Source organism: Rhizobium sp. ERR 942 (assembly GCF_007828395.1).
GTDB classification, from domain to species: domain Bacteria; phylum Pseudomonadota; class Alphaproteobacteria; order Rhizobiales; family Rhizobiaceae; genus Rhizobium; species Rhizobium dioscoreae.
This window is the reverse complement of the sequence record NZ_VIUA01000001.1, coordinates 688,278-714,136: the sequence shown is the minus strand read 5'-3', so window position 1 is coordinate 714,136 and position 25,859 is coordinate 688,278. Positions and strand designations below refer to the sequence as shown.

25 protein-coding genes are annotated in these 25,859 nt (G+C 58.7%); 14 read left to right on the top strand and 11 right to left on the bottom strand.

Annotated features, from left to right (window positions below; genetic code table 11):
* Window positions 1-5: 5 nt before the first annotated feature.
* Together FBZ97_RS03470 and FBZ97_RS03465 are read right to left on the bottom strand one after the other, a co-directional pair.
* Window positions 6-1,466: a hypothetical protein gene (locus tag FBZ97_RS03470; RefSeq protein WP_145316543.1), complete on the bottom strand. Its 1,461-nt coding sequence runs from the start codon at window positions 1,464-1,466 to the stop codon at window positions 6-8.
* Window positions 1,467-1,576: 110 nt separating this feature from the next.
* Window positions 1,577-3,019 carry a hypothetical protein gene (locus FBZ97_RS03465; protein WP_145316541.1) on the bottom strand — a complete coding sequence of 481 codons (1,443 nt, stop codon included), beginning with the start codon at window positions 3,017-3,019 and terminating at the stop codon, window positions 1,577-1,579.
* 301 nt (window positions 3,020-3,320) lie between these two features.
* Here FBZ97_RS03465 and FBZ97_RS03460 point away from each other — a divergent pair, with 301 nt between their 5' ends.
* From FBZ97_RS03460 to FBZ97_RS03440, 5 genes are all read left to right on the top strand, one after another.
* Entirely contained in the window at window positions 3,321-3,938 is a 618-nt protein-coding gene (locus FBZ97_RS03460; RefSeq protein WP_113332245.1) for a 50S ribosomal protein L25/general stress protein Ctc, read from the top strand.
* A 245-nt stretch (window positions 3,939-4,183) separates the two neighbouring features.
* Complete coding sequence (locus tag FBZ97_RS03455) at window positions 4,184-6,550, top strand: EAL domain-containing protein (protein WP_113332244.1); 2,367 nt, start codon at window positions 4,184-4,186, stop codon at window positions 6,548-6,550.
* 14 nt (window positions 6,551-6,564) lie between these two features.
* The gene (locus FBZ97_RS03450; protein ID WP_145316539.1) at window positions 6,565-7,296 is read left to right on the top strand and encodes a transporter substrate-binding domain-containing protein; all 732 of its coding nucleotides are present in this window, start codon (window positions 6,565-6,567) and stop codon (window positions 7,294-7,296) included.
* Between the two features lie 73 nt (window positions 7,297-7,369).
* A complete protein-coding gene (gene pth, locus FBZ97_RS03445; protein ID WP_145316537.1) occupies window positions 7,370-8,086 on the top strand; it encodes an aminoacyl-tRNA hydrolase in 717 nt (238 codons plus the stop codon).
* 55 nt (window positions 8,087-8,141) lie between these two features.
* The gene (locus FBZ97_RS03440; RefSeq protein ID WP_145317564.1) at window positions 8,142-8,564 is read left to right on the top strand and encodes a GNAT family N-acetyltransferase; all 423 of its coding nucleotides are present in this window, start codon (window positions 8,142-8,144) and stop codon (window positions 8,562-8,564) included.
* Between the two features lie 12 nt (window positions 8,565-8,576).
* Here the strand turns inward: FBZ97_RS03440 and clpS are convergent, their stop codons facing one another.
* A complete protein-coding gene (gene clpS / locus FBZ97_RS03435; RefSeq protein ID WP_069612856.1) occupies window positions 8,577-8,888 on the bottom strand; it encodes an ATP-dependent Clp protease adapter ClpS in 312 nt (103 codons plus the stop codon).
* 233 nt (window positions 8,889-9,121) lie between these two features.
* On the opposite strand from clpS, the gene ychF reads away from it, so the two are divergent.
* Entirely contained in the window at window positions 9,122-10,225 is a 1,104-nt protein-coding gene (gene ychF / locus FBZ97_RS03430) for a redox-regulated ATPase YchF (protein WP_069612665.1), read from the top strand.
* Window positions 10,226-10,461: 236 nt separating this feature from the next.
* On the opposite strand, the gene FBZ97_RS03425 is transcribed toward ychF, so the two are convergent.
* Window positions 10,462-11,586: a hypothetical protein gene (locus FBZ97_RS03425; protein WP_145316535.1), complete on the bottom strand. Its 1,125-nt coding sequence runs from the start codon at window positions 11,584-11,586 to the stop codon at window positions 10,462-10,464.
* 184 nt (window positions 11,587-11,770) lie between these two features.
* Here FBZ97_RS03425 and FBZ97_RS03420 point away from each other — a divergent pair, with 184 nt between their 5' ends.
* Together FBZ97_RS03420 and FBZ97_RS03415 are read left to right on the top strand one after the other, a co-directional pair.
* The gene (locus FBZ97_RS03420) at window positions 11,771-12,235 is read left to right on the top strand and encodes a MaoC family dehydratase (RefSeq protein WP_145316533.1); all 465 of its coding nucleotides are present in this window, start codon (window positions 11,771-11,773) and stop codon (window positions 12,233-12,235) included.
* Window positions 12,232-12,699 (top strand): MaoC family dehydratase, encoded by a 468-nt coding sequence (locus FBZ97_RS03415; protein ID WP_113388937.1) that lies wholly within the window; start codon window positions 12,232-12,234, stop codon window positions 12,697-12,699. Before FBZ97_RS03420 ends, FBZ97_RS03415 begins: the two co-directional genes overlap by 4 nt.
* Before the next feature lie 49 nt (window positions 12,700-12,748).
* Here the strand turns inward: FBZ97_RS03415 and FBZ97_RS03410 are convergent, their stop codons facing one another.
* The 4 genes from FBZ97_RS03410 to petA form a co-directional block, all read right to left on the bottom strand.
* Window positions 12,749-13,291 (bottom strand): adenine phosphoribosyltransferase, encoded by a 543-nt coding sequence (locus FBZ97_RS03410; protein WP_095435409.1) that lies wholly within the window; start codon window positions 13,289-13,291, stop codon window positions 12,749-12,751.
* Between the two features lie 117 nt (window positions 13,292-13,408).
* On the bottom strand, window positions 13,409-14,275 hold the full coding sequence (locus FBZ97_RS03405) for a cytochrome c1 (RefSeq protein ID WP_069612669.1): 867 nt from the start codon (window positions 14,273-14,275) through the stop codon (window positions 13,409-13,411).
* A gap of 22 nt (window positions 14,276-14,297) precedes the next feature.
* Window positions 14,298-15,572 (bottom strand): cytochrome b N-terminal domain-containing protein, encoded by a 1,275-nt coding sequence (locus FBZ97_RS03400; RefSeq protein WP_112413580.1) that lies wholly within the window; start codon window positions 15,570-15,572, stop codon window positions 14,298-14,300.
* 14 nt (window positions 15,573-15,586) lie between these two features.
* A complete protein-coding gene (gene petA / locus FBZ97_RS03395) occupies window positions 15,587-16,165 on the bottom strand; it encodes a ubiquinol-cytochrome c reductase iron-sulfur subunit (RefSeq protein ID WP_069612671.1) in 579 nt (192 codons plus the stop codon).
* 468 nt (window positions 16,166-16,633) lie between these two features.
* Here petA and FBZ97_RS03390 point away from each other — a divergent pair, with 468 nt between their 5' ends.
* Window positions 16,634-17,581 carry an endonuclease/exonuclease/phosphatase family protein gene (locus FBZ97_RS03390; RefSeq protein WP_113332237.1) on the top strand — a complete coding sequence of 316 codons (948 nt, stop codon included), beginning with the start codon at window positions 16,634-16,636 and terminating at the stop codon, window positions 17,579-17,581.
* Between the two features lie 21 nt (window positions 17,582-17,602).
* Here FBZ97_RS03390 and FBZ97_RS03385 read toward each other — a convergent pair whose 3' ends face one another.
* Complete coding sequence (locus tag FBZ97_RS03385) at window positions 17,603-19,465, bottom strand: ABC transporter ATP-binding protein (RefSeq protein ID WP_145316531.1); 1,863 nt, start codon at window positions 19,463-19,465, stop codon at window positions 17,603-17,605.
* A 206-nt stretch (window positions 19,466-19,671) separates the two neighbouring features.
* Between FBZ97_RS03385 and FBZ97_RS03380 the strand changes: the two genes are divergently transcribed.
* Both FBZ97_RS03380 and FBZ97_RS03375 read left to right on the top strand, forming a co-directional pair.
* Window positions 19,672-19,947 carry a ribbon-helix-helix domain-containing protein gene (locus FBZ97_RS03380; protein WP_113332235.1) on the top strand — a complete coding sequence of 92 codons (276 nt, stop codon included), beginning with the start codon at window positions 19,672-19,674 and terminating at the stop codon, window positions 19,945-19,947.
* Complete coding sequence (locus FBZ97_RS03375; protein WP_112721478.1) at window positions 19,947-20,222, top strand: type II toxin-antitoxin system RelE/ParE family toxin; 276 nt, start codon at window positions 19,947-19,949, stop codon at window positions 20,220-20,222. The genes FBZ97_RS03380 and FBZ97_RS03375 overlap by 1 nt, the downstream gene beginning before the upstream one ends.
* A gap of 40 nt (window positions 20,223-20,262) precedes the next feature.
* On the opposite strand, the gene FBZ97_RS03370 is transcribed toward FBZ97_RS03375, so the two are convergent.
* On the bottom strand, window positions 20,263-22,116 hold the full coding sequence (locus FBZ97_RS03370; protein ID WP_145316529.1) for an ABC transporter ATP-binding protein: 1,854 nt from the start codon (window positions 22,114-22,116) through the stop codon (window positions 20,263-20,265).
* A 392-nt stretch (window positions 22,117-22,508) separates the two neighbouring features.
* On the opposite strand from FBZ97_RS03370, the gene FBZ97_RS03365 reads away from it, so the two are divergent.
* Together FBZ97_RS03365 and FBZ97_RS03360 are read left to right on the top strand one after the other, a co-directional pair.
* Window positions 22,509-23,000 carry a tRNA (cytidine(34)-2'-O)-methyltransferase gene (locus FBZ97_RS03365; protein ID WP_113332321.1) on the top strand — a complete coding sequence of 164 codons (492 nt, stop codon included), beginning with the start codon at window positions 22,509-22,511 and terminating at the stop codon, window positions 22,998-23,000.
* 94 nt (window positions 23,001-23,094) lie between these two features.
* Window positions 23,095-24,246: a hypothetical protein gene (locus tag FBZ97_RS03360; protein ID WP_145316527.1), complete on the top strand. Its 1,152-nt coding sequence runs from the start codon at window positions 23,095-23,097 to the stop codon at window positions 24,244-24,246.
* 89 nt (window positions 24,247-24,335) lie between these two features.
* Here FBZ97_RS03360 and FBZ97_RS03355 read toward each other — a convergent pair whose 3' ends face one another.
* Window positions 24,336-24,596, bottom strand: a complete 261-nt coding sequence (locus tag FBZ97_RS03355) for a hypothetical protein (RefSeq protein WP_041677939.1) — start codon at window positions 24,594-24,596, stop codon at window positions 24,336-24,338.
* Between the two features lie 171 nt (window positions 24,597-24,767).
* Here FBZ97_RS03355 and hemF point away from each other — a divergent pair, with 171 nt between their 5' ends.
* Window positions 24,768-25,679, top strand: a complete 912-nt coding sequence (gene hemF, locus FBZ97_RS03350; RefSeq protein WP_145316525.1) for an oxygen-dependent coproporphyrinogen oxidase — start codon at window positions 24,768-24,770, stop codon at window positions 25,677-25,679.
* The last annotated feature ends 180 nt before the right edge of the window (window positions 25,680-25,859 follow it).

Below are 25,859 nucleotides of genomic sequence, written 5' to 3'. Positions count from 1 at the left end.
GTGGCTTACTTCATGACCTGCCCGTTGACCGTCACGTGACCGTCGTCGGAAAGATCGATATCCCAGCGCGAGCGTCCATCGGCATCCGTCTTGGCAAAGCCCTTGGCCATCATCAGGCCGAAGGAGAGCTGAGACAGATCCTCCTTGGTCTTTGCGGCCTCCTGGATGGCGGCGATCGTCTTGTCGAGATCTCGGGCAAGAACCGTCATCTTCATGGCGACGCGGTCCTTTTCGGTCAGCCAGCCGCGCATACTGCCCGAAGCCTCGACATCATAAAGACCCGAGACGGCGCTGATCTTCGGGAAGTTGATGGTCATCGTCCCGTCGGGGAACATGGCCTTCTGCAGCTTCTCGTCCAGGGCTTTATCGCTCTCCGGGTTCTTCAAATCGGCTTGCTGGAACACATCCGCCAGAGCGGAGAAATTCAGGTTCGGCACCTGTACCTGTATATCGGCCGTATCGGGAATGAAGGCGACATAGTCTTCAGGGATCAGGCCCGTTTCCAAGGCAAGCTTCTCGGCATTCAGGCCGAAATCGGCGTTCATGGCATTGGCTGGCCCGGCTACCTTGAAGAAATAGCCCATCTTCTGCAGGCCGCCATTGCCGAATGGCGTCGTGACCGCAATGTCCCTGATCGCGACGGACTCCTCGAAGGAGCCGACAATCGGCATCGCATCCATCAGCAGGGCCTTGACCGCCTTGCTGTCGGCATCGGAAAGCGTCTTCTCATCCTTGTGTTCGGAGACGAACTGCAACAGGGAATTCACCGCCTTCAGCGGCAGCCTGGTCGCGCCAGCGTTGAAGTCGATCGCCGCGATCTTGATTTCTCCGAGCGTCGCATCGTCGGCCGAAATCTTGTCGTAGAGCGATTGCAGGCTGCCGTTCATCTTGAGATCGAGCCGGCCCGGCTCATCGCTGTCTGCCGATGACAGGGTATAGACGATACTGTCGGCCGTCGCGTCATTCTTCTGGACGCTCTTATCTGCGTCGGTGGTCTTTGTCGCGATGGTGATGCCATTGCCCTTCATATCCATGGAACGCAGATAGTGAAGCGCAGGGTCGAACACGCCCTGGAAGGTCGATGACGCCAGGGCATAGCGAAATTCGGTGTCGGGACCGCTGCCGGGCTTGGACTTCGCCGTGATATCGAAGGCATTGTTGCCTTCGATGTTCCAGAGGCCGCTATCGAGCGGCGTCGCCAGCATCATCAAAGGCTTGAGGCCGCTGATGGCGAAATCGCTCACGTTCAACTTGTCGAGCAGCTTCTGCACATCATAGGTGACTTCATAGTGCGTGCTGACCGGCTTGACCGAAATCGCGCCGCTCTTGGCGATATCATCAGGCAGGAAATAGGTCAGATTGCCGTAGAGATCCTTGGCACCTTGCTCGCTGACGTCAGCCGCCTGCACAAGGCCGGCCACGCCGGCAGCGAGAACAGCCGCCGTGGCAACCGCTTTGAAACGCATAATTCACCCCCAAATATGATGGAAAAGAAACGTGGAAATCTGGAAAGAGCCGAGCGGTCTTTCGCATGGAACTTTATCATCGCCCTGATACATGGGCTTGTCCTCAAACCTCAAGGCTTCTTCATCACCTGTCCGTTGACCGTCACCGTCCGGTCTTCATCCATGGTGATGTCCCAGCGGAGACGGCCGTCCGGGTCGGTCTTGGCAAAACCCTTGGCGGCGAGCAGGCTGAAAGAAACGCTATTCAAACGAGGCTGAGCCTTGGCGGCCTCCTGAAGTGCTGCAACCGTCTTGTCGAAGTCGCGCGCCAGGATCGTCGCCTGCAGCGAAATGCCGGAATGCGGCTTGGTGGAGCCCTTCAGCGCGCCGGAAACCTCGACGTCATAGACGTCAGACTTTGCGCTGATCTTCGGGAACTCCAGCGTTCCATAGCCGCTCGGGAACATCGTGCGTTTCAGAGCCTCGCCGGAAACCGGCGTCGCCCGTGTTGCAATCGAATCGAGCCCGGCATCGATGAGACCGGCAAAGTTGATATTGGGCACGCCGAGCTGAACGTCCAGCGCCGAAGGCAGGAAGGGCGTAAAGGCAGCCGGCACGAGATCGGCATCGGGGGTGAACTGCTCGGCCCTAAGCTCGAGATTGACGTTCGAAGCCCTGGTTAGACCGTCCATCTTGAAACTATAGTCGATGCGCTTGACGCCGACCTTGCCCCTCTCCGTTGCCACCAGCGCGTTGTTCACGGTCACGGTCTTGCCGAGCGAACCGAAAACCGGCAGGGCCTGATGGACCAGCTGCTCGAACTTCTCGCTGCCGCTTTGCGACAGCTGCTTAGCCTTTACGTGCTGAACGAAGAAACGGATGAGCGCGCGCAGATCCTTCACCGGCAGGCTTGTCGCTGTGACATTGGTATCGACGCTATCGGCGCTAAAAATGATGGGCGAAGCGTCCGGACGCACAGTGAATTGCTCACGCAAGCGCTGCAGCGTTCCTTGCAATTGCAGGTCGACCTTACCGGCTTCGCTGCTGTCGGTAACCGTATGGGCAAAGGAGGCGCTGTCGATTGTCGCATCGATCTTGCGCCCGCTTTTCGGGCCGCTGCCGGCACTCGAAAATTTCACGCCACTGCTCTTGATACCCATCGACCGCATCATTTCGATGGTAGGGTCAAAAATGCCGTCGAAAGAACTGGAGGCGATCGAATAGGCAATGTCCGAGGTCGGCGAATGCAGGGCGACATCGAGGCTGTTGTCGCCCGTCAGATGCCACCGTCCCTGTTCGACCGGCTGCGCAAAAAGCGACAGCGGCTTGAAACCCGTGACCGAAAACGCATTCGAATTGATCTTGTCGAAGAATTTCGCGAGATCGTAGGTAATCTCATATTGATCGCCGGCCGGCTTGACGGTCACGAAATCGCTGCGGGCAAGGTCCTGCGAAAGCGAATGGGTCAGGATGTTGCGGAGTTCCTTGGCGCCTTGCTCATTGACGTCGGCAGCCTGTGATGCGCCAGCAAGACCCATGGAAAAAACCGCGGCGGCGATTGCTCTGGAACGCATGCCCGACCTCTCCTTCTGACGCCAATCGATTGGATTCGACTGTTGATGGGGCCGAGGGTATATGTCAAGGCGTTGATAGACATGCCACCTCAGGCTTGTTCGCGGCAGTTGCAATGTCACCACAAGGCTTCGCATTCCGGGGGTGCTTGCACCTTTGGCCGCTTTGTATTATACGCCACGCGTCCGCGTAGACACCCTTGGAGGCAACGCGGATGAGGCAGGGTACGCCCTCCTCCAGTTCAATCGATACGGCGCATGACCGAGCGAATGAACTCTCCAAATAACCTCGAAAGGATTAGCTATGAGCCACGAAAGCTACGAGCTCAAGGCCGAGGCGCGCGAACGGGTTGGTAAGGGGTCCGCCCGTGAACTTCGCCGCAATGGTCTCATTCCCGCTGTCATCTATGGTGACAAGCAGGCCCCCATTTCTATCGCTCTCAACACCAATGAGGTGACGAAGCGCATCCACGCCGGCGGCTTCCTCACGACGATCGCAACGATCGACGTCGACGGCAAGAAGATCAAGGTTCTGCCGAAGGACTACCAGCTCGATCCGGTCCGTGACTTCACGGTTCACGTCGACTTCCTGCGCGTTTCCGGCAACACGGCGGTTACCGTCGAAATCCCGGTTCACTTCGAAAACCACGAGAAGTCCCCGGGCCTCAAGGCTGGCGGCGTGCTGAACATCGTTCGCCACGAAGTCGAAGTTCATTGCCCGGCCGATGCGATCCCGGAATTCTTCACCGTTGACCTCTCCGGTCTGAAGAGCGGCGACAGCATCCACATCTCGGCTGTCAAGCTGCCGAAGAACGTGACCCCGGTCATCGCTGACCGCGACTTCACGATCGCAACGATCGTTGCTCCGGCAGCCGGTCTTGCTGAAGACGAAGCAGAAGGCGGCGAAGAAGCCAGCGCCTGATTGGCATCTTCGACCTGAAGCATTTGAGACCCGCCTCCCTTTTGGGACGGCGGGTTTTTTCATGCCTGGGAATAAATATTAGAGAAAGTAAAAATAAGAACGTCTTGGATCTATACTATCGTTGATTTCCATTAACCCCACAGTTTCAGCAACATTTAACGGATTCATGAAAATCTGCGCGAAAGAGTTGTAGAAAGCGGCGCCCCCAAAATCCGCTGGTCTATGACCGGGGAGCTAACGGAACTATGAGCCATTCGGTCGAAAACAGGTTTTTCGCGATCGTTTGCGGTGCGCTGCTGGTTTTCGTAGCGCCGCTCTTCGTCCTTTTCCTTTTTCTGTCGTCCGAACGCGCCGAAAAGGAAATCAAGGATCACATAACGGTTCTCCTCGTCGCTAATGCCCAGGCCCTCGCAAAGCCGCTATGGGACCTCGACGAAGACAGCGTCACCCAGATCAGCGCGACCACCGTTGCCGAAGGCGCGATCGTCCGTGTCAACGTCCGCGATCTTTCCGGCCAGCTCGACGTCACGCAATCGACCATCCCGAAATCTTACAAGGGCAATCTGGAGTCCGTTGACCGGCCAATCATCTACAACGGCGTCGACGGTGCGAAGCGGCTTGGCACCATCACGGTCTATTATCCTCAGCTCGGCCTATTCGACGGTCTGAAGAGCGAAGAGATCGTCTTCATCTCCATCTTCATCTTCGCTGTGTTGACGGTCTTCGGCGCGGCGCTGATCGGCAATCGTATCTTTGTCATCCAGCCCCTGATGCGGCTGACGCATGCCATCGAGGCCACACGGCGGCTCGGCTCGCGTCATCATGTCGACTGGCAGTCGAACGACGAAATGGGCCGGCTTGCCAGCAGCTTCAACGATATGCAGAGCAAACTCCAGCGCGAGGAAAACGAACTGAAGCTGGCCCATCGCCGGGCGACGGACACCTATAATCTGACGCCCGCCATGCTTTTCTCGCTCGACAAGAATGATTGCATCGCTGCCGTCAGCGACTACTGGCTCGCGGCGACAGGCTATGATCGCGCCGAGGTGATCGGCCGCGAGTTTGCAAGCCTGATTCTGCCGGATTCGCGCATGCAATATATAGAGCGCAAACGCGGCAACCCCGACAGTGCCGCCCGCCTCGCCGTGACGGTGAAATTCCTTTGCCAGGATGGGCGGATCATGGATGTCCTGATCCTCGAAACAACTGCGATCCAGGACGGTCTGTCGCTCTCCGTCATGACCGACGTCACCGAACTCAAGCAGTCGGAAGACCGTAACCTGCGGCAGGCGATTACCGACCATCTGACCGGCCTTCTCAACCGCCAGGGCTTCGAGAGCGCGCTGGACGCAAAGATCAATGAAGCCGACCTGCGCAGGCGTGAGCTCGCCTGCCTCTTCATCGATCTCGATCGCTTCAAGTGGATCAACGACAATATGGGCCATGCTGCCGGTGATGCGGCACTGCGCGAACTGGTATCGCGCCTGCAGAAATGCCTGGCGCCGGGCGATATCGCCGCGCGCCTCGGCGGCGACGAATTTGCCATGCTGCTGCTGGCCGAGAATGCGGAAGCAAGAGCGATCGACATGGCGGCCCTTATTGCCGAGGCCTTCGAGGCACCCTTCATCGGCGACGCGCGCCTCAGCGCCAGCATCGGCATTGCGATCTACCCGCGTCAGGCCGCAAACGCGGCCGAACTGCTGCTGAAATCCGATATCGCCATGTATGCCAAGAAACGCGATGGCAAGAACGGCGCACAAATTTTCGACAACGGCATGCTGGACGATTCCCGCCGCCGGGCCGAACTGGAGAACTATATCGAAACCGGCCTCAGCGAAGACTGGTTCGAAGCTTATCTGCAGCCCGTCGTGAATATAGACGACCGCTCGATCGCCGGTTTCGAGGCGCTGATGCGCCTGCATCACCCGCAGAAAGGCATCCTGCCGCCTGGCCGCATCATCGAGGTCGCGGAGGAGACGGGTTCCATCATTCGCATCGGCAACCGCATCATGGAGAAGGCTATCGCCGATTTTGCTCGCCTCTCTCGGATCGAGGGCATGCAGGACACCTATCTCGCCATCAACTTCTCGCCGCTGCAATTCGAGCAGGAATTGCCGCTGCGCATTGCGGCCCTGCTGGCGCGCTACGAAATCGCACCCCAGCGCATCGTCGTGGAAATCACCGAGGCCGTCCTCATGGATGACAATCCGGAGACGCGCATGGTCATCAACGAGATCTGCCGCTACGGCTGCCGCATCGCGCTCGACGATTTCGGCACCGGTTATTCGTCGCTGAGCTATATCAATCGCTTCCCCGTCGACATTATCAAGATCGATCAATCCTTCATCCGCGCGATCAACGATACTGCGTCCGATGTCAGCGCCAAGAGCCGCATGCTGGTCGAAAGCATCACCACGCTGTCGCACAAGATGAACTGCACGGTCATTGCCGAGGGCGTGGAGACCGAGGAGGAATGCGCAACCCTGCGCGCCATGGGTATCGACTATGGCCAGGGCTATCTATTCTACCGGCCGCTGCATCCGGACAATCTGGTAAGGACGCTGGTCGGCTCGCACCAACATCACCCTTCCCCCGTAGCACAAGCGTCATAGCGATGAGGAACCGCATGCGAAAACCGCTGCTTATGATTGCTACCAGCCTGTTTTCGCTCACACTCTTCTCCTCCGTCTACGCCGAGACGATCCATTTCACCACCGAGGAATATCCGCCCTTCAACTATCGCGAGGGTAAGACCGTTGTCGGAGCGACCACCGACCAGGTGCAGAAGATGATGACCAATGTCGGCGTCGACTATACGATCGACATCATGCCTTGGGCGCGGGCCTACAATCAGGCGCTGATGGAACCCATGACCTGCGTATTCGTCGCAGCTCACAACGAAGAACGCGACAAGCTCTTCAAATGGGTGCAGCCGCTGCTGATCGACCGCAACGTTTTAATCAAGCATAGCGGCTCCGGTGTTACCGCTGGCAACATCGCCGAAGCCAGGAAATATCTCGTCGGCACTTGGCGAGAAGATTATACGGAAGCGCTCCTGCGCCGGAACGATTTCCCGCGCATCGACGTCGGCAGCGACTTCAAGGCCGCGCTCAAGAAGCTGATGAGCGACCGTATCGACCTGATGCCGATCTCGGAATTCTATTTCGACAAGTTGCAGAAAGAGGGCAACGCCGTGGAAAAGGTGACCCCTCTCTCGCAACAGCCCATGGGGATCGCCTGCCACAAGGATTTCCCCAGTAATCTCCTGAACAGGATGCAGGTGGCTCTGAATGCGCTGATTGCCGACGGAACGCAAAAGCGGATTTTCCTGAAGTACGGCCTGCACCTCGGCGACTGACCGCATCCCGCCTTGACTTTGCCGTCAAATCGCTGTGGTGAAGGACATCGGCATTTTCGAAGGGATGAAGCGTATGCTTCTCATCGCGGGCCTCGGCAATCCGGGCGCTAAATATCAGGGCAACCGCCACAATATCGGCTTCATGGCCGTGGATGCGATCCACCGCCGCCATAGCTTTTCGCCCTGGTCGAGGAAATTCAAGGCGGAGATTGCCGAAGGCGAACTCGGCGGCCAGAAGGTGCTGCTCATCAAGCCGCAGACCTTCATGAACCTCTCGGGCGAAGCCGTCGGCGAAGCCATGCGCTTCTACAAACTCCAGCCGTCCGATCTCGTCGTCATCTACGATGAACTCGATCTGCCAGCCGGCAAGGCGCGGCTGAAGACCGGCGGCGGCCATGGCGGCCATAACGGTATCAAATCGATCGACGCCCATTGCGGCAAGGACTATCGCCGCCTCCGGCTCGGCATCGGTCATCCCGGCGCCAAGGAACTGGTGCACAATCACGTTCTCGGCGATTTCGCCAAAGCGGATCAAAGCTGGCTAGAGCCGCTGTTCGACGCGCTTGCCGATAATGCCGACATGCTGGTGCGCGGCGAGGATTCGCAGCTGATGAACAAGATTGCGCTTGCCCTCGGCGGCAAGGCGGAAGACGACGCGCCCAAGCCGGAAAAGAAGGCGCCTGCTAAGTCTCACATTCATCAGGGACGCAACCAGATCAAGCCGAAGGTTCCGGAAACCGGGCCTATGGCAGAAATGCTGAAGAGGATGTTCGGCAAGAAGGACGATTGAAGTGCAGGAAGCAGCAATCGCAGGGGCGGCAAATCTCCCCATCCGTTCGGTCGCGATGGCGGACCTCCCCACATTGCTCGCCCTTTATCGGCACCTGCACACGGAAGATCCGATACTGGACCTAAGCCTCGCGGAGAGCCGCCTTGCGGAAATCCTCGCGCATTCCGGCATGACGATCTTGGCCGCCTTTGACGGCGACAAGGCCGTCTCCTCGGTGACGCTGACCGTCATCCCGAATCTTACGCGGGGCGGCGCGCCCTATGCCCTGATCGAGAATGTGGTGACCCATGCCGACTACCGTCGGCGCGGTCTTGCCGGCACGCTCATCCATAAGGCGTTCGCAAGCGCCTGGGAAAGGAACTGCTACAAGGTCATGCTGCTGACCGGCTCGAAAAATCCGGCTACGCTGCGTTTCTACGCCAATTGCGGCTTCAAGCAGGACAAGACCGGCTTCCATATCCGCCGGCCCGCGCAGTGAGAGCGGCCGTTCCTATTCTTCCGGCTCGGTCGTAAACATCAGCGGGAAGCCGGCGCTCTTGGCAAGATCGACCGCCTCCTGCGCCTTCGTCTCGGCAATATCGCGCGCACAGACCATGACGACGCAAGTGCCGAGCTTGTGCGCGGTCATCATGACGCGATAGCCGGTCTCCTCGCTCATGCGGAAGACGGCCTTCAACACCATGATGACAAATTCCCGCGGCGTATAATCGTCGTTCACGAGAATAATCTTGTAGAGCTTCGGCCGTTCGACCTTCGGCTTCGTTTTAGTCTTCGGTTTCAGGACAACATCATTGTCACTCATCGGCATCACCGTTGACGACAGGGAAAGAGGCTTTGGGCTAATAGGGAAATTATAGTGCAGCGCACTACACGGTTCAAGGACGACAGCGCCTCTCAGGTAATACAAAGGAGTATTCGCGCGACTTCTGCCTCTCTTTCGGCAGAAAAAAGCCTCCTTGCCCGCACAAGACTTGACCCGCAACGGCCCTTCCCCCATAGGCACAGCAAAGATTTTCAAGATATGGACAAGGTGCCATGGGTTTCAAATGCGGTATCGTCGGGCTGCCGAATGTCGGCAAGTCCACTCTGTTCAATGCGCTGACCAAGACGGCGGCGGCACAGGCGGCGAACTATCCGTTCTGCACGATCGAGCCGAACACGGGTGAAGTGGCCGTTCCCGATCCGCGCATGCGCAAGCTTGCCGACATCGCCAAGTCGAAGGAACTAATCCCGACGCGCATCTCCTTTGTCGATATTGCCGGCCTCGTGCGCGGTGCATCGAAGGGTGAAGGTCTCGGTAACCAGTTCCTCGCCAACATCCGCGAAGTCGATGCCATCGTGCATGTACTGCGCTGCTTCGAAGATAGCGACATCACCCATGTCGAAGGCCGCATCAATCCCGTCGCCGATGCCGAAACGATCGAGACCGAGCTGATGCTCGCCGATCTCGAGAGCCTTGAGCGCCGCACCGAGCAGACGCGCAAGCGCGCCACCGGCAAGGACAAGGAATCCATGGCCATGCTGCCGATCATGGAAGCCTCGCTGAAGCTGCTGCAGGAAGGCAAGCCGGTTCGCACGCTGCTCTCGAAGCTCGATGCCGAAGAGATCCGCATCCTCAAGAGCCTGAACCTGCTGACCTCGCATCCGGTGCTCTACGTCTGCAACGTCGCCGAAGGCGATGCCGCGACCGGCAATGAGCATACGGCGGCCGTGGCTGCCATGGCCAAGGAGCAGAATTCGGAGGTCGTCATCATCTCCGCAGCCATCGAGGCGGAAGTGGCGCAGTTGCCCGACGAAGAGGCAAAGGAATTCCTTTCCGCGCTCGGCCTCGACGAAGCTGGCCTCGATCGCCTGATCCGCGCAGGCTACAAGCTCCTGCACCTCATCACCTATTTCACGGTAGGCCCGAAGGAAACGCGCGCCTGGACCATCGAACAGGGCACGAAGGCTCCGCAGGCCGCCGGCGTTATCCACTCGGATTTCGAGCGCGGCTTCATTCGCGCCAACACGATCGCCTATGACGATTACATCGCCTACAACGGCGAAACCGGTGCCAAGGAAGCCGGCAAGGCACGCGACGAAGGCAAAGAATACGTCGTCCAAGACGGCGACGTCATCCACTTCCGCTTCAACACCTGATCGCCTTTTTTCTTGCCGGCGCCTAAGCAATTTCAGGAAAAGTGCGAAGCGGTTTTCCGTCCGGAAATGCATTAGAGCCGGATGATTTCAGGTCTGTTCGACCTGAAATCTGAATCCGTCTCTAAATTAAAAAGTTAGAGCGGGATGTCGCCCGAAAACCGCGCACACTTTTCGGCATCCCGCTCTAAAACAAAAGGATGGAGCGTTTTCGCGATTCGAAGAAAAGCGGAAAAGCTCTATCTCAGCGCCGGCAATCTCGCTTGCAGACCGGCAGGCAGGCGTCGCACGACGATGCGCCGCAGATCGGCCCAGCCGATGCCGATAACGAGCACGACCAGACCGACAATCATCAGCACCAGGAATCCGACTTTGTCGAGCTCGGCATTATTGTGCCTGAGGATGGCTGCCGTCGCCAAGCCCAGCGACACGAGGCCGGCAGTCACAAAGGCGCGGCGATCGATGACAAGCCCGATCAGCATCATCACCAGCACCGCCACAAGGACGGTCACCGCCTGCAGATAGCCCCCGAAGAGGGCATCGGTGAGATTGGTGAAGACCATGCCGCTACTGGCGAGCTCGAGGCGCAAGGCCAAGAGGATCGTCGAATAAAGCAGAGCCGGCGCCGTTGCGAGATGCAGCCAGAAGGCCACGTCGGACCGGCGCGTAACTCTCTGCGGATCACTGAGATCATAACGCATTGCCAATACAAAGCTGCCAAGCGCGGTCACCAGCAAGATCATCATCGTCTGGATGGGGTAATCCGCTGGCACATTCGAAGAGCCAGTTACCGTGCCGGCGACATAGAAAACCGCGGCGAGAAACAGGCCAAACAGCGAAAACAGGAATAAGGCCAGCGACAGCGGCACGCGGTAGCGCCAGTAAAACAAGGCCAGCGACAGCGGGAATGGCGCCACAAGCACGATTGCGCCGATCGTAAAATTATCGCTCAGCGCCGGTGTGGAACTCACATAGGTGACCACCATGTAAAAAATCCAGACAACGAGCGCGACGGTCAAGACCACGGCCGGAAGCGCCAACCGCTGTCGGCGCACCAGGATCTCGGCCAGGACGACGATTGCCAGCAAGGGCGCATAACGGTTCGCCAGCCCCCATAGCCCGATGAGCAAAACGACGAGACCGATAGTGATGAGCACATCGTGAAAGCCCCGCACGAAACGCGGCGCTTCCGTATCCTCCAGAGGGTTGGGATCATCTGGAAAACGCGGTGCAGAGAGACCCTGTCCGGTCGGCAACGCACCGATGTTCTTGTCCGCCAGATAGGGCAGCAATCTCTCGGCCTGACTGGAGGAAATGATCCCCGCGCCGGCTGCCTCTTCCAATGCGACTTTGAGTTCGCTCATTCCAGCTCTCACATCATCTTGCCACGACCAAGCCTCAACATATCGCCGGCATACAATCAAGGGCTGTCGGCGGCCAATAGACAGTCATCGTCGTCCCTTCTTTGTATTGACCGTGAAAATGCTTGCGCCAGCACCGCGGGCCATGCGATTGCCGATAAACGAGACGTGGAGGACGACAGAAGATATGACGAAATTCGTCTACGAAGACTTCCTGCCGGGACAAGAATTTCCGCTCGGCCAAAAGCATGTAACGGCGGCGGAGATCATCGAGTTCGCTAGCGAATTCGACCCACAACCGATGCATCTGGACGAGGAAGCCGGCCGTGCCAGCATTCTCGGCGGCCTTGCCGCTTCCGGCTGGCATACATCGTCCATGTTCATGCGCATGATGTGCGACTCCTATCTCCTTGCCACCGATGCCGAAGGCGCGCCCGGCATCGATTTCATGGAGTGGAAAAAGCCCGTTCTGGCCGGAGATACACTCTCTGGCCGGTCCATCGTCGTGGAGATACGCGCCATGCGTTCTCGCCCCGGCATCGGCATCGTCAAGTTTCGCCACGAGGTCGAAAATCAACGCGGCGAACTGGTCTGCCTCGGAGAGAATGCGGTCATGATCCGCATGCGCAGTGTTGCGGAGGTTTCGGCATGAAGATGAGCGACCTCTACGCTGTCGGCGAACGCATCGACATCGGCAGCCATACCTTCACGCCTGAGGGCATCGTCCATTTTGCCTCGCGCTTCGACCCGCAAATCTTCCATATGGATGCGGAAGCGGCCAAGCATTCCTTGTTCGGCGGCCTCTGTGCCTCGGGATGGCATAGCTGCTCCATGTGGATGCGCAGCTTCGTCGATTATTGGAAATCCGAAACGGCAAGACTGACCGCCGAGGGCAAGACGCCGCCCGTTCTCGGCCCCTCGCCCGGCTTCACGAAGCTGCAATGGCTGCGGCCGGTCTTTGCCGGCGATACCATCAGTTATGGCGTTGCGATCCTTGGTAGCCGCGCTTTGGCCTCGCGCCCGGGCTGGACGCTCTACACACTCGCTTGTGACGGAATAAACCAGGATGGCTTGCCGGCCCTACGGTTCGAAAGCACGGTGCTTGCCTCTGAATAGCGAGCTGCGGGGCCGTTCATAACGGCCCTCGCCAATCTTCCGAACGCGGTCAGTGACCGGAAAATTCCACCAATGTGTGAACCGGCACGTCAAGCTCCTCGAGCTTCCTGCGGCCGCCAAGGTCAGGCAGGTCGATGACGAAGCAGGCGGCAACCACTTCGGCGCCGATCTGGCGCAGAAGCTTCGTCGCGCCGACGGCGGTTCCGCCCGTCGCGATCAGGTCGTCGACGAGGATGACCCTCTCACCCGGATTGACCGCATCACGGTGCATCTCCATTTCGTCGACACCATATTCCAGGCTGTAGGCGATGCGGACGATGTCGTGCGGCAACTTGCCCTTCTTGCGGATCGGCACGAAGCCGGACGAAAGCTGGTGGGCCACCGCCCCTCCGAGAATGAAGCCGCGTGCTTCCATTCCGGCGACCTTGTCGATCTTCGTGCCGGCGTAAGGCTGCACCAGCGCATCGACGGCACGGCGGAATGCCCTGGCGTCGCCAAGCATCGTCGTGATATCGCGAAAGATGATGCCGGGCTTGGGATAATCCGGAATGGAGCGGATGCTGGCGGCAAGCTCCGAAGCAATAGTGTTCATCAAATATAGTCTCTCAGGCTGTGATAGGGCCGGTTGCACCCTATCAATACCAAGGCGCTATACCAACAAAAAAGGCGGCCTCGCCGGGCCGCCTTTTCTCGATCATTGTCGCGATGCTCAGTGAGCGCCGGCCTTTGCATAGACGGAACGCTTGGTGAGATAGATCAAGATTGAGAAGATCAGCAGGAATACCATGACCATGAAGCCAAGGTGCTTGCGATCTTCCAGATGCGGTTCGGAGGTCCACATCAGAAACGCCGCCACGTCGCGCGCATACTGGTCCACAGTTTGCGGCGAGCCGTCGTCATAGGTCACTTGGCCGTCGGAAAGCGGCTTCGGCATCGCAAAGGTCGCAGCCGCATCGAAATACGGATTATAGTGCGAGTTCTGCGGCACCTTGAACCCGGCCGGCGGCTCTTCGTAGCCGGTCAGCAGCGAGTAGATATAGTCCGGCCCACCTTCCTGATACTGCGTAAAGATGTCGAAGATGAACTGCGGGAAGCCGCGCTCGATTTCGCGTGCCTTGGCAAGCAGCGACATATCGGGCGGCACGGCCCCGTTGTTGGAGGCCGCAGCAGCCTCGTCATTCGGGAACGGCGAGTTGAAATGGTCAGACGGAAGCGCCTTGCGGCTGAACATTTCACCCTGAGGGTTCGGGCCGTCCTGCACTTCGTAATTGGCAGCGAAGGCCTTCACCTGTGCTTCCGTATAGCCGAGGTCTTCCAGCGTGCGGTAAGCCACCAGCTTCATCGAATGGCAGGCGGAACAGACTTCCGTGTAGACCTTCAGGCCACGCTGCAGCTGCGCCTTGTCATAATAGCCGAACGGGCCGGAGAAGGTCCAATGCTGCTCGCGCGGCTCCTTCAGCGGATAGTGCGGCGTCTCTGCTTCCGCGGCAGGCTTCGTTTCCGCAGCAATCACGGCAGCGGTCGAGAGGCCGCCGATGAGCGTCAAGGATAGAAGGCCGACAACAAGTTTTTTCATCGTTTTCTTCCTCTATCGCCGGTTATGCTTGAACCGAAGCGGCAACTTTACCGCCCTGTTTCTCAAGAACCGCTTCCGTAATCGAATTTGGAATGCGCCTCGGTGTCTCGACAATGCCGAGCACAGGCATGATGACGAGGAAGAAGAGGAAGTAGAACAGCGTCGCAAACTGCGCAGCCGTGGTGTAGATGCCTTCCGCGGGCTGCGAGCCCAGCCAGCCGAGCAGGATGGCATCGGCGATGAACAGCCAGAAGAACAGCTTGTACCAGGGACGATAGACGGCCGAGCGGATCTTCGACGTATCGAGCCAGGGCAGGAAGAACAGCACAATGATCGCGCCGAACATCGTCAGAACGCCACCGAGCTTGGAGTCGATCGGGCCGATGTTGAAGGTGATCGAGCGCAGCATCGCGTAGAACGGCAGGAAGTACCATTCCGGAACGATATGAGCCGGCGTCTTCAGCGGATTGGCCGGGATGTAGTTATCGGCATGACCGAGGAAGTTCGGCAGGTAGAAGACGAAATAGGCGAAGACCAGCAGGAAGATGGAGACGCCAAGCGCATCCTTCAGCGTCGCATAGGGCGTGAAGGCGACAGTGTCGGTCTTCAGCTTCACTTCGACGCCGGTCGGGTTCGTCTGGCCGGTCACATGCAGCGCCCAGATATGCAGGATGACGACACCTGCAATCATGAACGGCAGCAGATAGTGCAGCGAGAAGAAGCGGTTGAGCGTCGGATCATCGACGGCGAAGCCGCCGAGAAGGAAGGTCTGGATCCAGTCGCCGACCCATGGGAAGGCCGAGAAGAAGCCGGTGATGACGGTCGCACCCCAGAAGGACATCTGGCCCCAGGGCAGAACGTAGCCCATGAAGGCGGTCGCCATCATCAGGAGGTAGATGATCACGCCGAGAATCCAGAGGATTTCGCGCGGCGCCTTATAAGAGCCGTAGTAAAGGCCGCGGGCAATGTGCAGGTAGACGGCCACGAAGAAGAAAGATGCGCCATTGGCGTGCATGTACCGCAACAGCCAGCCGTGATTGACGTCGCGGACGATCTTTTCGACCGAGTTGAACGCAATCGCCGTATTGGCCGCGTAATGCATCGCCAGCACGACGCCGGTCAGGATCTGCAGGACCAGCATGACCGCCAGCATGGCGCCGAACGTATAGGCATAGTTCAGGTTGCGGGGAACCGGATAGGCGATGAAACTGTCATAGACCATACGCGGCAGCGGAAGCCGCGCGTCTACCCACTTTTCGAGCCCTGTCGATGGCTCGTAGGACGAATGACCACTCATGATTCAGCTCCCCCTCAACCGACCTTGATCTTCTTTTCCGACGTAAACGCATATTGCGGGATGAAGAGGTTCTGCGGCGCAGGCCCGTGACGGATGCGACCGGCGGTATCGTAGACCGAACCATGGCAGGGACAGAACCACCCGCCATATTCACCTGCCTGGCCGAGTGGAATGCAACCCAGATGGGTGCAGACGCCGATCATGACGAGCCAGTTTTCCTTGCCCTCCCCGGCCGAACGGGCAACGTCGGTTGCTTGTGCATCGGACGGAAGATTGGCGTTGCGGGCGATCGGATCCTTCAAGTCCGAAAGCTGCGTACCCTTGGCATCGTCGATTTCTTTCTGCGTGCGGTTACGGATGAAGACGGGTTTACCGCGCCACTTCACCGTCAACGACATGCCGGGCTCAAGGCTCGACACATCGACTTCGATGGATGCAAGAGCAAGTGTCGATGCGTCCGGACGCATCTGGTCGATAAACGGCCATGCGACGGCAACTGCACCCACCGCACCGGCCATACCTGTCGTCAAATAAAGGAAATCGCGACGAGTCGGCTCGCCGCTGGACTCAACTGTCGTACTATGCTCGCTCAAAGCTGCACATCCTCTTCCCGCAAACCGCGGCAAAACCGCGGTACCCCTCTCACTAACGGCGAATCAATGCGACCATAATTCCGCCATAGATTCCTCCGTAACCCGCTGCGTTCTAAGCTTGATCGCAAATTATGTCCAGTCTTGGCAAGGGGTCAGGGCACAATGTCGCGGCAAAACTGCGCTATTGCGTCGCAAGGCTGGAGCCTGAACTCTTTCTGCACCGATGCGAAAAGTTAAGCCCATGAAAAATCTGGGGATTTCTGTAGTATCTTCTTATATTGCAAGGCAAAATAGACAATGATTTCAATGCTGCATTGCGGAAGGCACTGCGGTATCACCACTTCCGCCACTCAGTGTGACCTGCGCTTTACCACTTAAATCCAAATGGATTTCCCCCGGGATTTATGGAGGATTGCACTCGTTGTCTTGCGCATACGCTGCAGCGAAAACGAAGCACGAGAACTTCTCATGAGACACACGATTTATTGCGTCCTATGCGTTCTCGCCACACTGGCGGTCGGCATCCTAGCCGCGCGTTACGTCGCCGATTCCTGGCTGCTGGCCTTTTTCGAAAGTCTGCAGACCCATATAAGCCTGTTCGCGATCCTGCTCGCCTTGATCGCATTCGCCTTCAAGCGTCACTGGTATGCGCTCTTCCTGACTGCCGCAGGGATCATCCTGCTGGTTCACTCCGTCCTCATGCTGCAGCAATACACCACGTCTTCGCTCGTCGCTTCGGCTGAGGCGAGCGGCGAGCATTTCAGGTTGCTCTCCTTCAACATAGAGGACAGCAATTTCGAAAACGGCCCTCGCATCGCCGATCTCATCATCGCCTCGAAAGCCGACGTCGTCGAAATCTTCGAGGCAGGACCGATCTTTTCCGAGATGGACCGCATCTTGAAAGTCTATCCCAACCGCATCGGCTGCGGCGTGATGACCACCGATTGTGATTCCCTGCTGCTGTCGAAGAGACCGTTCCAAACCCAACTCATGCGCAGCCTCGGCAGCCTCTGGGACAATCGCTTCATTCTCGCCACCATCGACATGGACGGCCAGCCCGTGAACTTCGCCTCCGTTCATCTGAGCAAGCCTTATTTCGATGCGTTCCACCAGATCGAGCTTGGCCTCCTCGCTCCGGTCCTTAATGACGTGAAAGGGCCGTTGATTCTCGCAGGAGATTTCAACGCCTCGGTCATCACGCCCGATATGCGCGACTTCCTGGCGGCAACCGGCCTTCGCCATGCCTTTCCCGAGCCCGCCACATGGCCGATTGCTGCGGGCGCCTATGGCATCACCATCGATCACGTCTTCGCTCGCGCGCCGTTGCGGCTGATATCCGTAAAGCAGATCCGCGACGCCATGGGCTCGAACCATTTCGGCCTGATGACGGAGTTCAGCGTGCCTCGGCAGAAATGATCCGGCGAGTTTCAGAGTGGCTCAATCTGCATCCGCCGCAATGAAACCGCCGGACTGACGTGCCCAGAGTTCGGAATAAAGGCCACCCCGAGCGATCAGCTCGTCATGCGTCCCCTCTTCGATGACCTCGCCCTTGTCGATGACGATCAACCGGTCGAGCTTAGCGATGGTCGACAGCCGATGCGCGATCACAAGCACGGTCTTGCCCTGCATCAGCCCATCCAGATTGGACTGCAGTACGGCTTCGGCTTCCGAATCCAGCGCGGACGTCGCCTCGTCGAGCACGAGAATGGGCGCGTCCTTCAGCATGACGCGCGCGATCGCAATGCGCTGGCGTTGGCCGCCTGAAAGCTTGACACCGCGCTCGCCGACATGGGCGGCATAAGCGGTGCGCCCCTTCTGATCTTCGAGAGCGGTGATGAAGCGATCCGCCTCCGCCCGCTGGGCCGCCTCCACCATCTGCTCGTCGGTAGCGTCAGGCCGACCGAAGAGGATATTATCGCGGATGGAGCGATTGAGGAGAGCGGTGTCCTGCGTCACCATGCCGATCGCGCTACGCAGCGACTCCTGCCTGACGGCTGCAATATCCTGTCCGTCGATCAGGATGCGCCCGCCCTCGAGATCGTAGAAACGCAACAGCAGATTGACGAGCGTCGTCTTGCCCGCTCCCGAGCGGCCGACGATGCCAACCTTTTCCCCCGCGCGTACGTTGAGAGAGAAATTGTCGATGATGCCGCCACCGCGCCCATAGTGAAACGTCACATCGTCGAAACGAATTTCCGGCCCGGTGACGACCAGATCCTTGGCATCAGGCCGATCGACCAGACCGATGGGCTCGGAGATCATCTCGGCCGAATTCTGAATGGTGCCGAGATTGCGCATGATGGCATTGAATTGCGACATCATTCGGCCGAAGAGCATGTTCAGGCGCAGCACCATGCTGAGCGTGAAGGCGACGCCTCCGGTCGAGATTTCACCCGCCAGCCAGAGATGGACGGCGAGCGCGCCGATCGTGGTGATCATGACGCCTGACAGCAGCGCCAGCGATGAGCGCACGCCGGTCAACAATCGTGTGAACGGCATGACGGCGGCCTGGAAGCGGTCGAAACCATTGCGGATGTAGTGGTCGTTCTGCTCCTCCCGGCCAAAGAGCTTCAGCGTCTGAATATTGGCGTAGGCATCGACCATGCGGCCGTTCAGCATTGAGGACGCTTCGGCCGCGTTGCGCGCATGCCGCCGGATGCGCGGCACGAAATATCGCGCAAGCAGAGAGAAGACGCCGATCCAGACCGCGATGACCAGCGCCAGCCGCCAGTCCAGCCCGCCGACCAGCGCGATGGTCGACGCGGCATAGATGATGATGAACCAAACGACCTGCAGCAGCGACACAACGAGATCACCCGTCGCCTGCCCCGCCGACCAGACCTTGGTGACGACACGGCCGGAAAAATCGTTCTGGAAGAATTCGACGGACTGCCTCGCCACATGGCGATAAGCCTGCCAGCGCACGAGATTGAGAAACCCTGGCACGACCACCTGTTCCTCGACCAATGCGCCGAGGCTGACGACAACGAAGCGCACCACGAGCACGACGAAAACCATGCCGAGCAGCGCCGCGCCATGGCCGGCAAGCAGCCCCGACCACCCCTCGCCCGGCTTCACCTTGTCAAGGATATCGACGAGATGCCCGACGAACCAGAACAGCGCCGCCTCGAGCATCGCGACGGCACCGCCGAGTGCCGCCATCGCCAGGAAAGGCCCCTTGGCCTCACCGACATAGTACCAGATGAAGGCACCGAGCGACCGCGGCGGCCGAAGATCGCCGCTGCGATAGTAAGGATCAATCCAGGTCTCGAACAGACGGAACACGGAACGGATGAACATGCCAGCGATATAGGGAATTTTGAGACACGCGCAAACTCACGGCGTGCCGCAGAAAAGGTTATATTTTCTTCATGTTCAGCCGCGCACTTGAAGTTCCGTTCTTCATCGGTGATTTAATCAAACTTAATCAGAAAGATTGAATCCGATAAATCTATACAAAATCCATCATTCGCCTATTTTATAGCAAGGAATAGGACGCGATCGAAATGAACAACAAGACGGCCGACACGAAAGTTCTGACGACACATGTTCCGCTGTCGTTGGCGGAAAAAGTTGACCAGATAGCCGCTCGGCTGGAGCGCTCCCGGGGATGGATCGTGAAGCAAGCACTCAATGATTGGGTCGCTCTGCAGGAAGAGCGTCACAGGCTGACACTTGAAGCACTGGCCGATGTGGATGCCGGGAATGTTGTCGACCATCAGCTTATTTGGGATTGGGTGCGCGACTTGGGCACGTCGGAAGACGAGGCTCAATCCCGTTGATCGAAATCAAGTGGACTGCGAAAGCACAATCCGATTTGATCCGCGTCTACGACTTTCTGGCACCGGTCAACAGGCCTGCGGCAATCAGAGCCGCACAAACTCTTTCATCCGCTCCGCTGCAGCTCCTTCAGCATCCGCGCATCGGGGAAAGACTTGAAGAATTCGAGCCTCGCGACGTCAGGCGCATCCTGGTAGGCGCTTATGAAATGCGCTACGAAATTGCAGGCTCGACTGTTTTCATTCTGCGCATATGGCACGGACGAGAAGATCGCTGAAACAATGATGGGGTGCCGAAGCACCCCAATGTTCCCTTCATCACTCCGCCGCCGCCTCGGCCTCCTCGTGATCCGCCAAAAATCCACCCGATTGCCGGCTCCAGAGTTCGGCATAGATGCCGCCCTCCTCGACCAGTTCCTGATGTGTGCCCATCTCGATGATCCGACCCTTGTCGAGAACGACGAGGCGGTCCATCTCGGTCAGCGTCGACAGGCGATGGGCAATGGCAATCACCGTCTTGCCGTGCATCAGCGCGAAGAGGTTTTCCTGGATCGCTGCTTCCACTTCGGAATCGAGCGCCGAGGTTGCCTCGTCGAGCACCAGGATCGGCGCGTCCTTCAGGAAGACGCGGGCGATCGCAATACGCTGGCGCTGGCCGCCTGACAGTTTGACACCCCGCTCGCCGACCTGCGCGTCGAGCCCAGTGCGGCCATGCATATCCACCAGCCCCTCGATGAAGTCCCAGGCATTGGCGCGCTTGGCCGCCTGGATGATTTCCTCGTCGGTCGCGTCCGGACGGCCGTAGGCGATGTTGTCGCGGATGGATCGGTGCAGCAGCGACGTGTCCTGCGTCACCACACCGATCATCGAGCGAAGGCTGTCCTGCGTGACGCCCGCGATATCGTGGCCGTCGATGGTGATGCGGCCGCCCTCCAGATCGTAGAAGCGCAGCAGCAGGTTCATCAGTGTCGTCTTGCCGGCACCGGAGCGGCCGACAAGGCCGACCTTTTCGCCGGCGCGAATATCGAGGGTCAGATCCTCCATGACACCCTTCGCCTTGCCGTAATGGAAGCGAATGTGGTCGAAGCGGATCGCACCCTGCTGGGCCACGATCGGCGATGCTGCCGGCTTGTCGACGATATCGTGCGGCTTCGTCATCATCTCCATGCCGTCATAGACGGTGCCGATGTTTTCGAAGAGCGCCGAAACTTCCCACATCACCCACTGCGACATGCCGTTGACGCGCATGGCAAGGCCGATGGCAATGGCGATGGAGCCGACGGAGATCGAGCCGCTGAGCCAGAACCAGATCGACAGAGACGAGACGATGAACAGCGCCGCGCAGTTGTTGAAATAGACCGATGCGTGGAACAGCGTCACCTTGCGCATCTGCTTGTGCACGGTATCGAGGAATTCCTCCATGCCGGCCCTCGCATACTTCTCTTCGCGGCCAGCATGGGAGAACAGCTTCACTGTAGCGATGTTGGTGTAGCTGTCGACCACACGGCCCGTCATCATCGAACGCGCATCGGCCTGCTGCGCAGCGATCTTGCGCAGCACCGGCACGAAATAGGCGACGATGGCGACATAGACGCCAAGCCAGACCAGGATCGGAATCATCAGCCGCCAGTCGGCTGCCGCGATCACGAGGATCATCGACAGGAAATAGGTGAACACGTAGACAAAGACGTCGAGGATCTTCATGACCGTTTCACGCACGGCAAGCGAGGTCTGCATCACCTTGGTGGCGACGCGGCCGGCGAACTCATTGGCGAAAAAGGTCATGCTGTGGCGCAGCAGGAAGCGGTGCATCTGCCAGCGCGCGATCATCGGATAGTTGCCGAGCAGTACCTGGTGCATGATGAAGCTGTCGAGGATCGCCGCAGCCGGCAAGCCGATCAGCACCATCGCGCCCATCCAGAACAGCTTGTGCCATTCCGTCTGCAGGAAGGTCGCCTTATCGGCATGTGTCAGCCAGTCGACGATATCGCCGAGGAACTGGAACAGCGCCACCTCACCGATCGCGATCGACATGGTGAGGATGCTCATGGCGATCAGCCATGGCAGAGCCGGCTTGGAATAATGCCAGCAGAAGGCGAAAAGGCCGCGCGGCGGAGTGTCCGGCACCTCGCTCGGAAATGGATTTAGTCGGCGTTCGAACCAGCTAAACATTGAAATGCTCCAAAGACTCGACCCTTCGACCACCCATTGCGCTGAAAGATCGCAGACTCATATGGTGGCCGGGTGATAAAACAACGAGGCCATGCCGGCCGCGCAATGACTTAAAGAAGGGGGGTACTTGCGAATACGCGCCTTGTAGCGCCAGTCAAATCCGTGAGTACACGGCCTGGAGGCGCATTATCACAAACAAGATATCCATCTGTGCCTCCTTCTTTCGCAAGTTGTAGAGCGCTCGTCTTTTAGCGCGACTTTTTCTGTTTGAAAAGCGAAATATGCCTGAAAAATGGGCTGAATCCTTCAATTCTCTTTATGGGAGACATCACGGAAATGAGGGCGCGCGAAAAATCTGAGACAAATCCAGGCGATTTCGCTAGTTGCAGCGTATGACAAAACTGCGCATCGCCCTTTACCAACCCGACATTCCCGGCAACACCGGCACGATCCTGCGGCTCGCCGCCTGCCTCGGCCTCGGCGTCGACATTATCGAGCCGGCCGGCTTCGACATATCGGACCGCAATCTGAAGCGCGCCGGCATGGATTATCTTGCCGCCGTCACCCTGACCAGGCACGTCAATTGGGAGCGCTTCGAGGCATGGAGGCAGGAAAGCGGGCGGCGGCTGGTGCTGGCTTCAACGAAGGCGGCCCAGCGCTACACGGATTTTGCTTATCGCGACGACGATATCCTCCTCTTCGGCCGCGAAAGCGCCGGCGTGCCGGAGCATGTGCATGAAAAGGCCGATGGCCGCGTCCTGATCCCCATGGTGGAGGGCCAACGCTCCATCAATGTTGCGATGTCGGCCGCCATGATATCGGGGGAAGCCTTGCGGCAAACGCAATGGCCGCCGCTTACCGCACTGGGGCTGCACCGGGCCTGAATGTCGCACCCGAATAGGCGTTGGCACGCCGGATAAAGTGTGAGAAGCTTCGCTCTGGAATGCTCTAACTCAGGCAGCCTTGGCGAGGTGACCCATGTTCCAGACGGCATTCACGCTTTCCCTGACGCAGTTCGCACGTACATTGAGCCTCCCCGAACGGCTCCAGCACTCCCCTTTGCGCAACCTTGCGCTTGAGGGCCTTCGCCAGCGGAACCTCGCTCTCGATGCGCTGTTCTACGACGTCAAGGTCATTACACCCGAGGAAGCTTTCTACATCAGTGACTCGCTCGCCGCCGAAGGCGCGATCCTGATCGTGCCGCCGAGCGGCCTTGGGGCGCTCACCCTCTGCGAAACCATCGATGAATTTGTCTTGCGCGGCGGCGGCAATGCCCGGGCGCTCGCAGTCGCCGGCATCGGCGGGTCCGCGCTCGGTGCCGCCGCATTTGCCCGCAACGTGGCCGATGCGATCGACGCACCAGTCGCCGTTGTCGTCTCAGGCTACGGCATCGCCGACGCCATCACTGAAGCCTTTGGCGGATCGTTTTTCTTCGGTCATTTGAGGGGGCTGCGGCCGTTGCTTGAAAGCCTGGATGATCTTGCCGGCCGGCCCAAGGTTGGAGCGCAGCGCAATGAAACGGCTGCCCGCACCAGCCTGGACACCAGAACGGTACGGGCGCTTCTCGCCGATCCCCGACTCTCCTTCCCTCTGCTGGCGGGACACTCCAAAGGCAATCTCGTCCTTTCTGCCGCCCTGCATAACCTCTCGAAGCAGGATGAAGGACGAGTTGCTGAGCTGGCGCGGCATACGAAGATCGTGACGATCGGCGCGCGCATCGCAATGCCTCCGGTATTCAACGATGTCATCGATGTCATGGGCGAGTGGGACTGGTTTGGAGAGATCAATTCCCGACGGTTCATCCACGCCGATCAGCGCGTCGCGCATGCATGGCATCACACGAACACCGATTTGGGCGGCCACCTGCCGGTGACCATCACGCTGATGGAGATTCTCGCGGCATCACCCATTGCCGAAGATCAGAAAGCTGAAGAACACCAAGCTGCAAAGCTCGGTGCCGCGGCCGAACCGGCGGCAATACAGGAGACAAAGTCTCCGCCGCCTTCGACCGGCGGTAATACGACTGCGATCGAGAAGGTCAAGAAAGCTTTCTCCGCGAGGCCCATGCCAAGCGCTCAGCCGCCCGCGTTCGGCCCGTCGGATGATCCGCCACCGACCATGCCGCATTGAGCTGACGACCAATCGCCAGCCAGCCTCGGAGAAACGCGAACACACTTCGAGAGCCATCACCCGTCGATGCGAGCGCCGTATCGTTCAGTTCAGTCCGCCGATGGCAAGCGCCGCATGGTGAATTCGATGCGATCGCCGTCGACCTGACGCCAGCTTTCGACCTCGGTCCAATAGGCGGCTTTCGGGAACTCGTTGAACCATTCACGCGCCTTTTCGCGCGCTTCGGGGCGACTGAGACAAAAGGTCTCGCGAACGAATTCGCTCTTTCCACCGGCGGGATGGTCCTGCCGATAACGGAATATTCTGTTTCTCAACCCGTCTAGGGGCGGCGGTCCGGGTATCTTCATGATAAAACCTCGCCTTTGAGAGAGGGAACATAATACCGCATTGTGAAATTTGCGAGTCGATTCTCCTGCGACGTTGCTGCACTGGCTGCGCCGCAATCTTGCTGATATTCCAACTCACGATACATACGGTGCGAATCGCGGGCCGCCGGCTGCTCGCACCGTCGGAGAGCATGAATGGAACGACCCAATCTTCCCAAGGGATTACCCGAGGATATTGAAGAAAAGAAAGAGGCAGCGCGACACTGGTTCGAGGGTCTGCGCGACACGATCTGCGCTGAGTTCGAGCAGCTGGAGAACGAGCTGACCGGCCCCCTTTCCGACCAGGAACCAGGCCGCTTCGTCGCCAAGGACTGGCAGAGGGACAAGGGCCAGGGCGGCGGCGGCCGCATGTCGATGATGGAGGGGCGCGTCTTCGAGAAGGTCGGCGTCCACACCTCGACCGTCTATGGCGAATTCTCTCCCGATTTCCGCAGCCAGATTCCGGGCGCCGAGGAAGATCCCCGCTTCTGGGCTTCGGGACTGTCGCTGATTGCCCATCCCATCAATCCGAACGTGCCGACCGTGCATATGAACACTCGCATGGTGGTGACGACGAGCCAGTGGTTCGGCGGCGGCGCCGACCTGACGCCGGTGCTCGATCGCCGACGCACGCAGGAGGATCCGGACAGCGCCCTCTTCCACCGCGCCATGCAGATCGTCTGCGATCGCCATGCCGTCGCCGACTACCAACGCTACAAAAGCTGGTGCGACGAATATTTCTTCCTGAAGCACCGAAACGAGCCGCGTGGCATCGGCGGCATCTTCTTCGATTGGCTACATTCGCCGGAAGAATCCGGCGGCTGGAATGCCGATTTCGCCTTCACGCGCGACGTCGGCCGCGCCTTCGCGATGGTTTACCCGCGCATTGTCCGCTCGAATTTCAACGAAACATGGACGGAAGAGGATCGCGACGAGCAATTAATTCGTCGCGGACGTTATGTGGAGTTCAATTTGCTGTACGATAGGGGTACAATATTCGGACTGAAGACAGGCGGCAACGTGGAGTCGATCCTATCGTCTCTGCCGCCGGTGGTGCGCTGGCCCTAAGACACGTCGCGCAAAAGCAGGCGGCGATTTGCGATAACGACGCAGGGAAAGCTTCGAACTTCAAGCGCAGCGAACGAATCCGAAAGATCGCGATGCGCTTGAGACGTTCAACATGAAATGATCGGACGGTGTCCTGAAATCGGCGGGAGGAGTGCCTAAGTGATCTAATGCTCGTTTCAA

Coding starts and splice junctions, on each gene's coding strand:
- FBZ97_RS03470 (WP_145316543.1), bottom strand. CDS start 1,466: ATGCGTTTCAAAGCGGTTGCCACGGCGGCTGTTCTCGCTGCCGGCGTG.
- FBZ97_RS03465 (WP_145316541.1), bottom strand. CDS start 3,019: ATGCGTTCCAGAGCAATCGCCGCCGCGGTTTTTTCCATGGGTCTTGCT.
- FBZ97_RS03460 (WP_113332245.1), top strand. CDS start 3,321: ATGAGCCACGAAAGCTACGAGCTCAAGGCCGAGGCGCGCGAACGGGTT.
- FBZ97_RS03455 (WP_113332244.1), top strand. CDS start 4,184: ATGAGCCATTCGGTCGAAAACAGGTTTTTCGCGATCGTTTGCGGTGCG.
- FBZ97_RS03450 (WP_145316539.1), top strand. CDS start 6,565: ATGCGAAAACCGCTGCTTATGATTGCTACCAGCCTGTTTTCGCTCACA.
- pth (WP_145316537.1), top strand. CDS start 7,370: ATGCTTCTCATCGCGGGCCTCGGCAATCCGGGCGCTAAATATCAGGGC.
- FBZ97_RS03440 (WP_145317564.1), top strand. CDS start 8,142: ATGGCGGACCTCCCCACATTGCTCGCCCTTTATCGGCACCTGCACACG.
- clpS (WP_069612856.1), bottom strand. CDS start 8,888: ATGAGTGACAATGATGTTGTCCTGAAACCGAAGACTAAAACGAAGCCG.
- ychF (WP_069612665.1), top strand. CDS start 9,122: ATGGGTTTCAAATGCGGTATCGTCGGGCTGCCGAATGTCGGCAAGTCC.
- FBZ97_RS03425 (WP_145316535.1), bottom strand. CDS start 11,586: ATGAGCGAACTCAAAGTCGCATTGGAAGAGGCAGCCGGCGCGGGGATC.
- FBZ97_RS03420 (WP_145316533.1), top strand. CDS start 11,771: ATGACGAAATTCGTCTACGAAGACTTCCTGCCGGGACAAGAATTTCCG.
- FBZ97_RS03415 (WP_113388937.1), top strand. CDS start 12,232: ATGAAGATGAGCGACCTCTACGCTGTCGGCGAACGCATCGACATCGGC.
- FBZ97_RS03410 (WP_095435409.1), bottom strand. CDS start 13,291: ATGAACACTATTGCTTCGGAGCTTGCCGCCAGCATCCGCTCCATTCCG.
- FBZ97_RS03405 (WP_069612669.1), bottom strand. CDS start 14,275: ATGAAAAAACTTGTTGTCGGCCTTCTATCCTTGACGCTCATCGGCGGC.
- FBZ97_RS03400 (WP_112413580.1), bottom strand. CDS start 15,572: ATGAGTGGTCATTCGTCCTACGAGCCATCGACAGGGCTCGAAAAGTGG.
- FBZ97_RS03390 (WP_113332237.1), top strand. CDS start 16,634: ATGAGACACACGATTTATTGCGTCCTATGCGTTCTCGCCACACTGGCG.
- FBZ97_RS03385 (WP_145316531.1), bottom strand. CDS start 19,465: ATGTTCATCCGTTCCGTGTTCCGTCTGTTCGAGACCTGGATTGATCCT.
- FBZ97_RS03380 (WP_113332235.1), top strand. CDS start 19,672: ATGAACAACAAGACGGCCGACACGAAAGTTCTGACGACACATGTTCCG.
- FBZ97_RS03370 (WP_145316529.1), bottom strand. CDS start 22,116: ATGTTTAGCTGGTTCGAACGCCGACTAAATCCATTTCCGAGCGAGGTG.
- FBZ97_RS03365 (WP_113332321.1), top strand. CDS start 22,509: ATGACAAAACTGCGCATCGCCCTTTACCAACCCGACATTCCCGGCAAC.
- FBZ97_RS03360 (WP_145316527.1), top strand. CDS start 23,095: ATGTTCCAGACGGCATTCACGCTTTCCCTGACGCAGTTCGCACGTACA.
- hemF (WP_145316525.1), top strand. CDS start 24,768: ATGGAACGACCCAATCTTCCCAAGGGATTACCCGAGGATATTGAAGAA.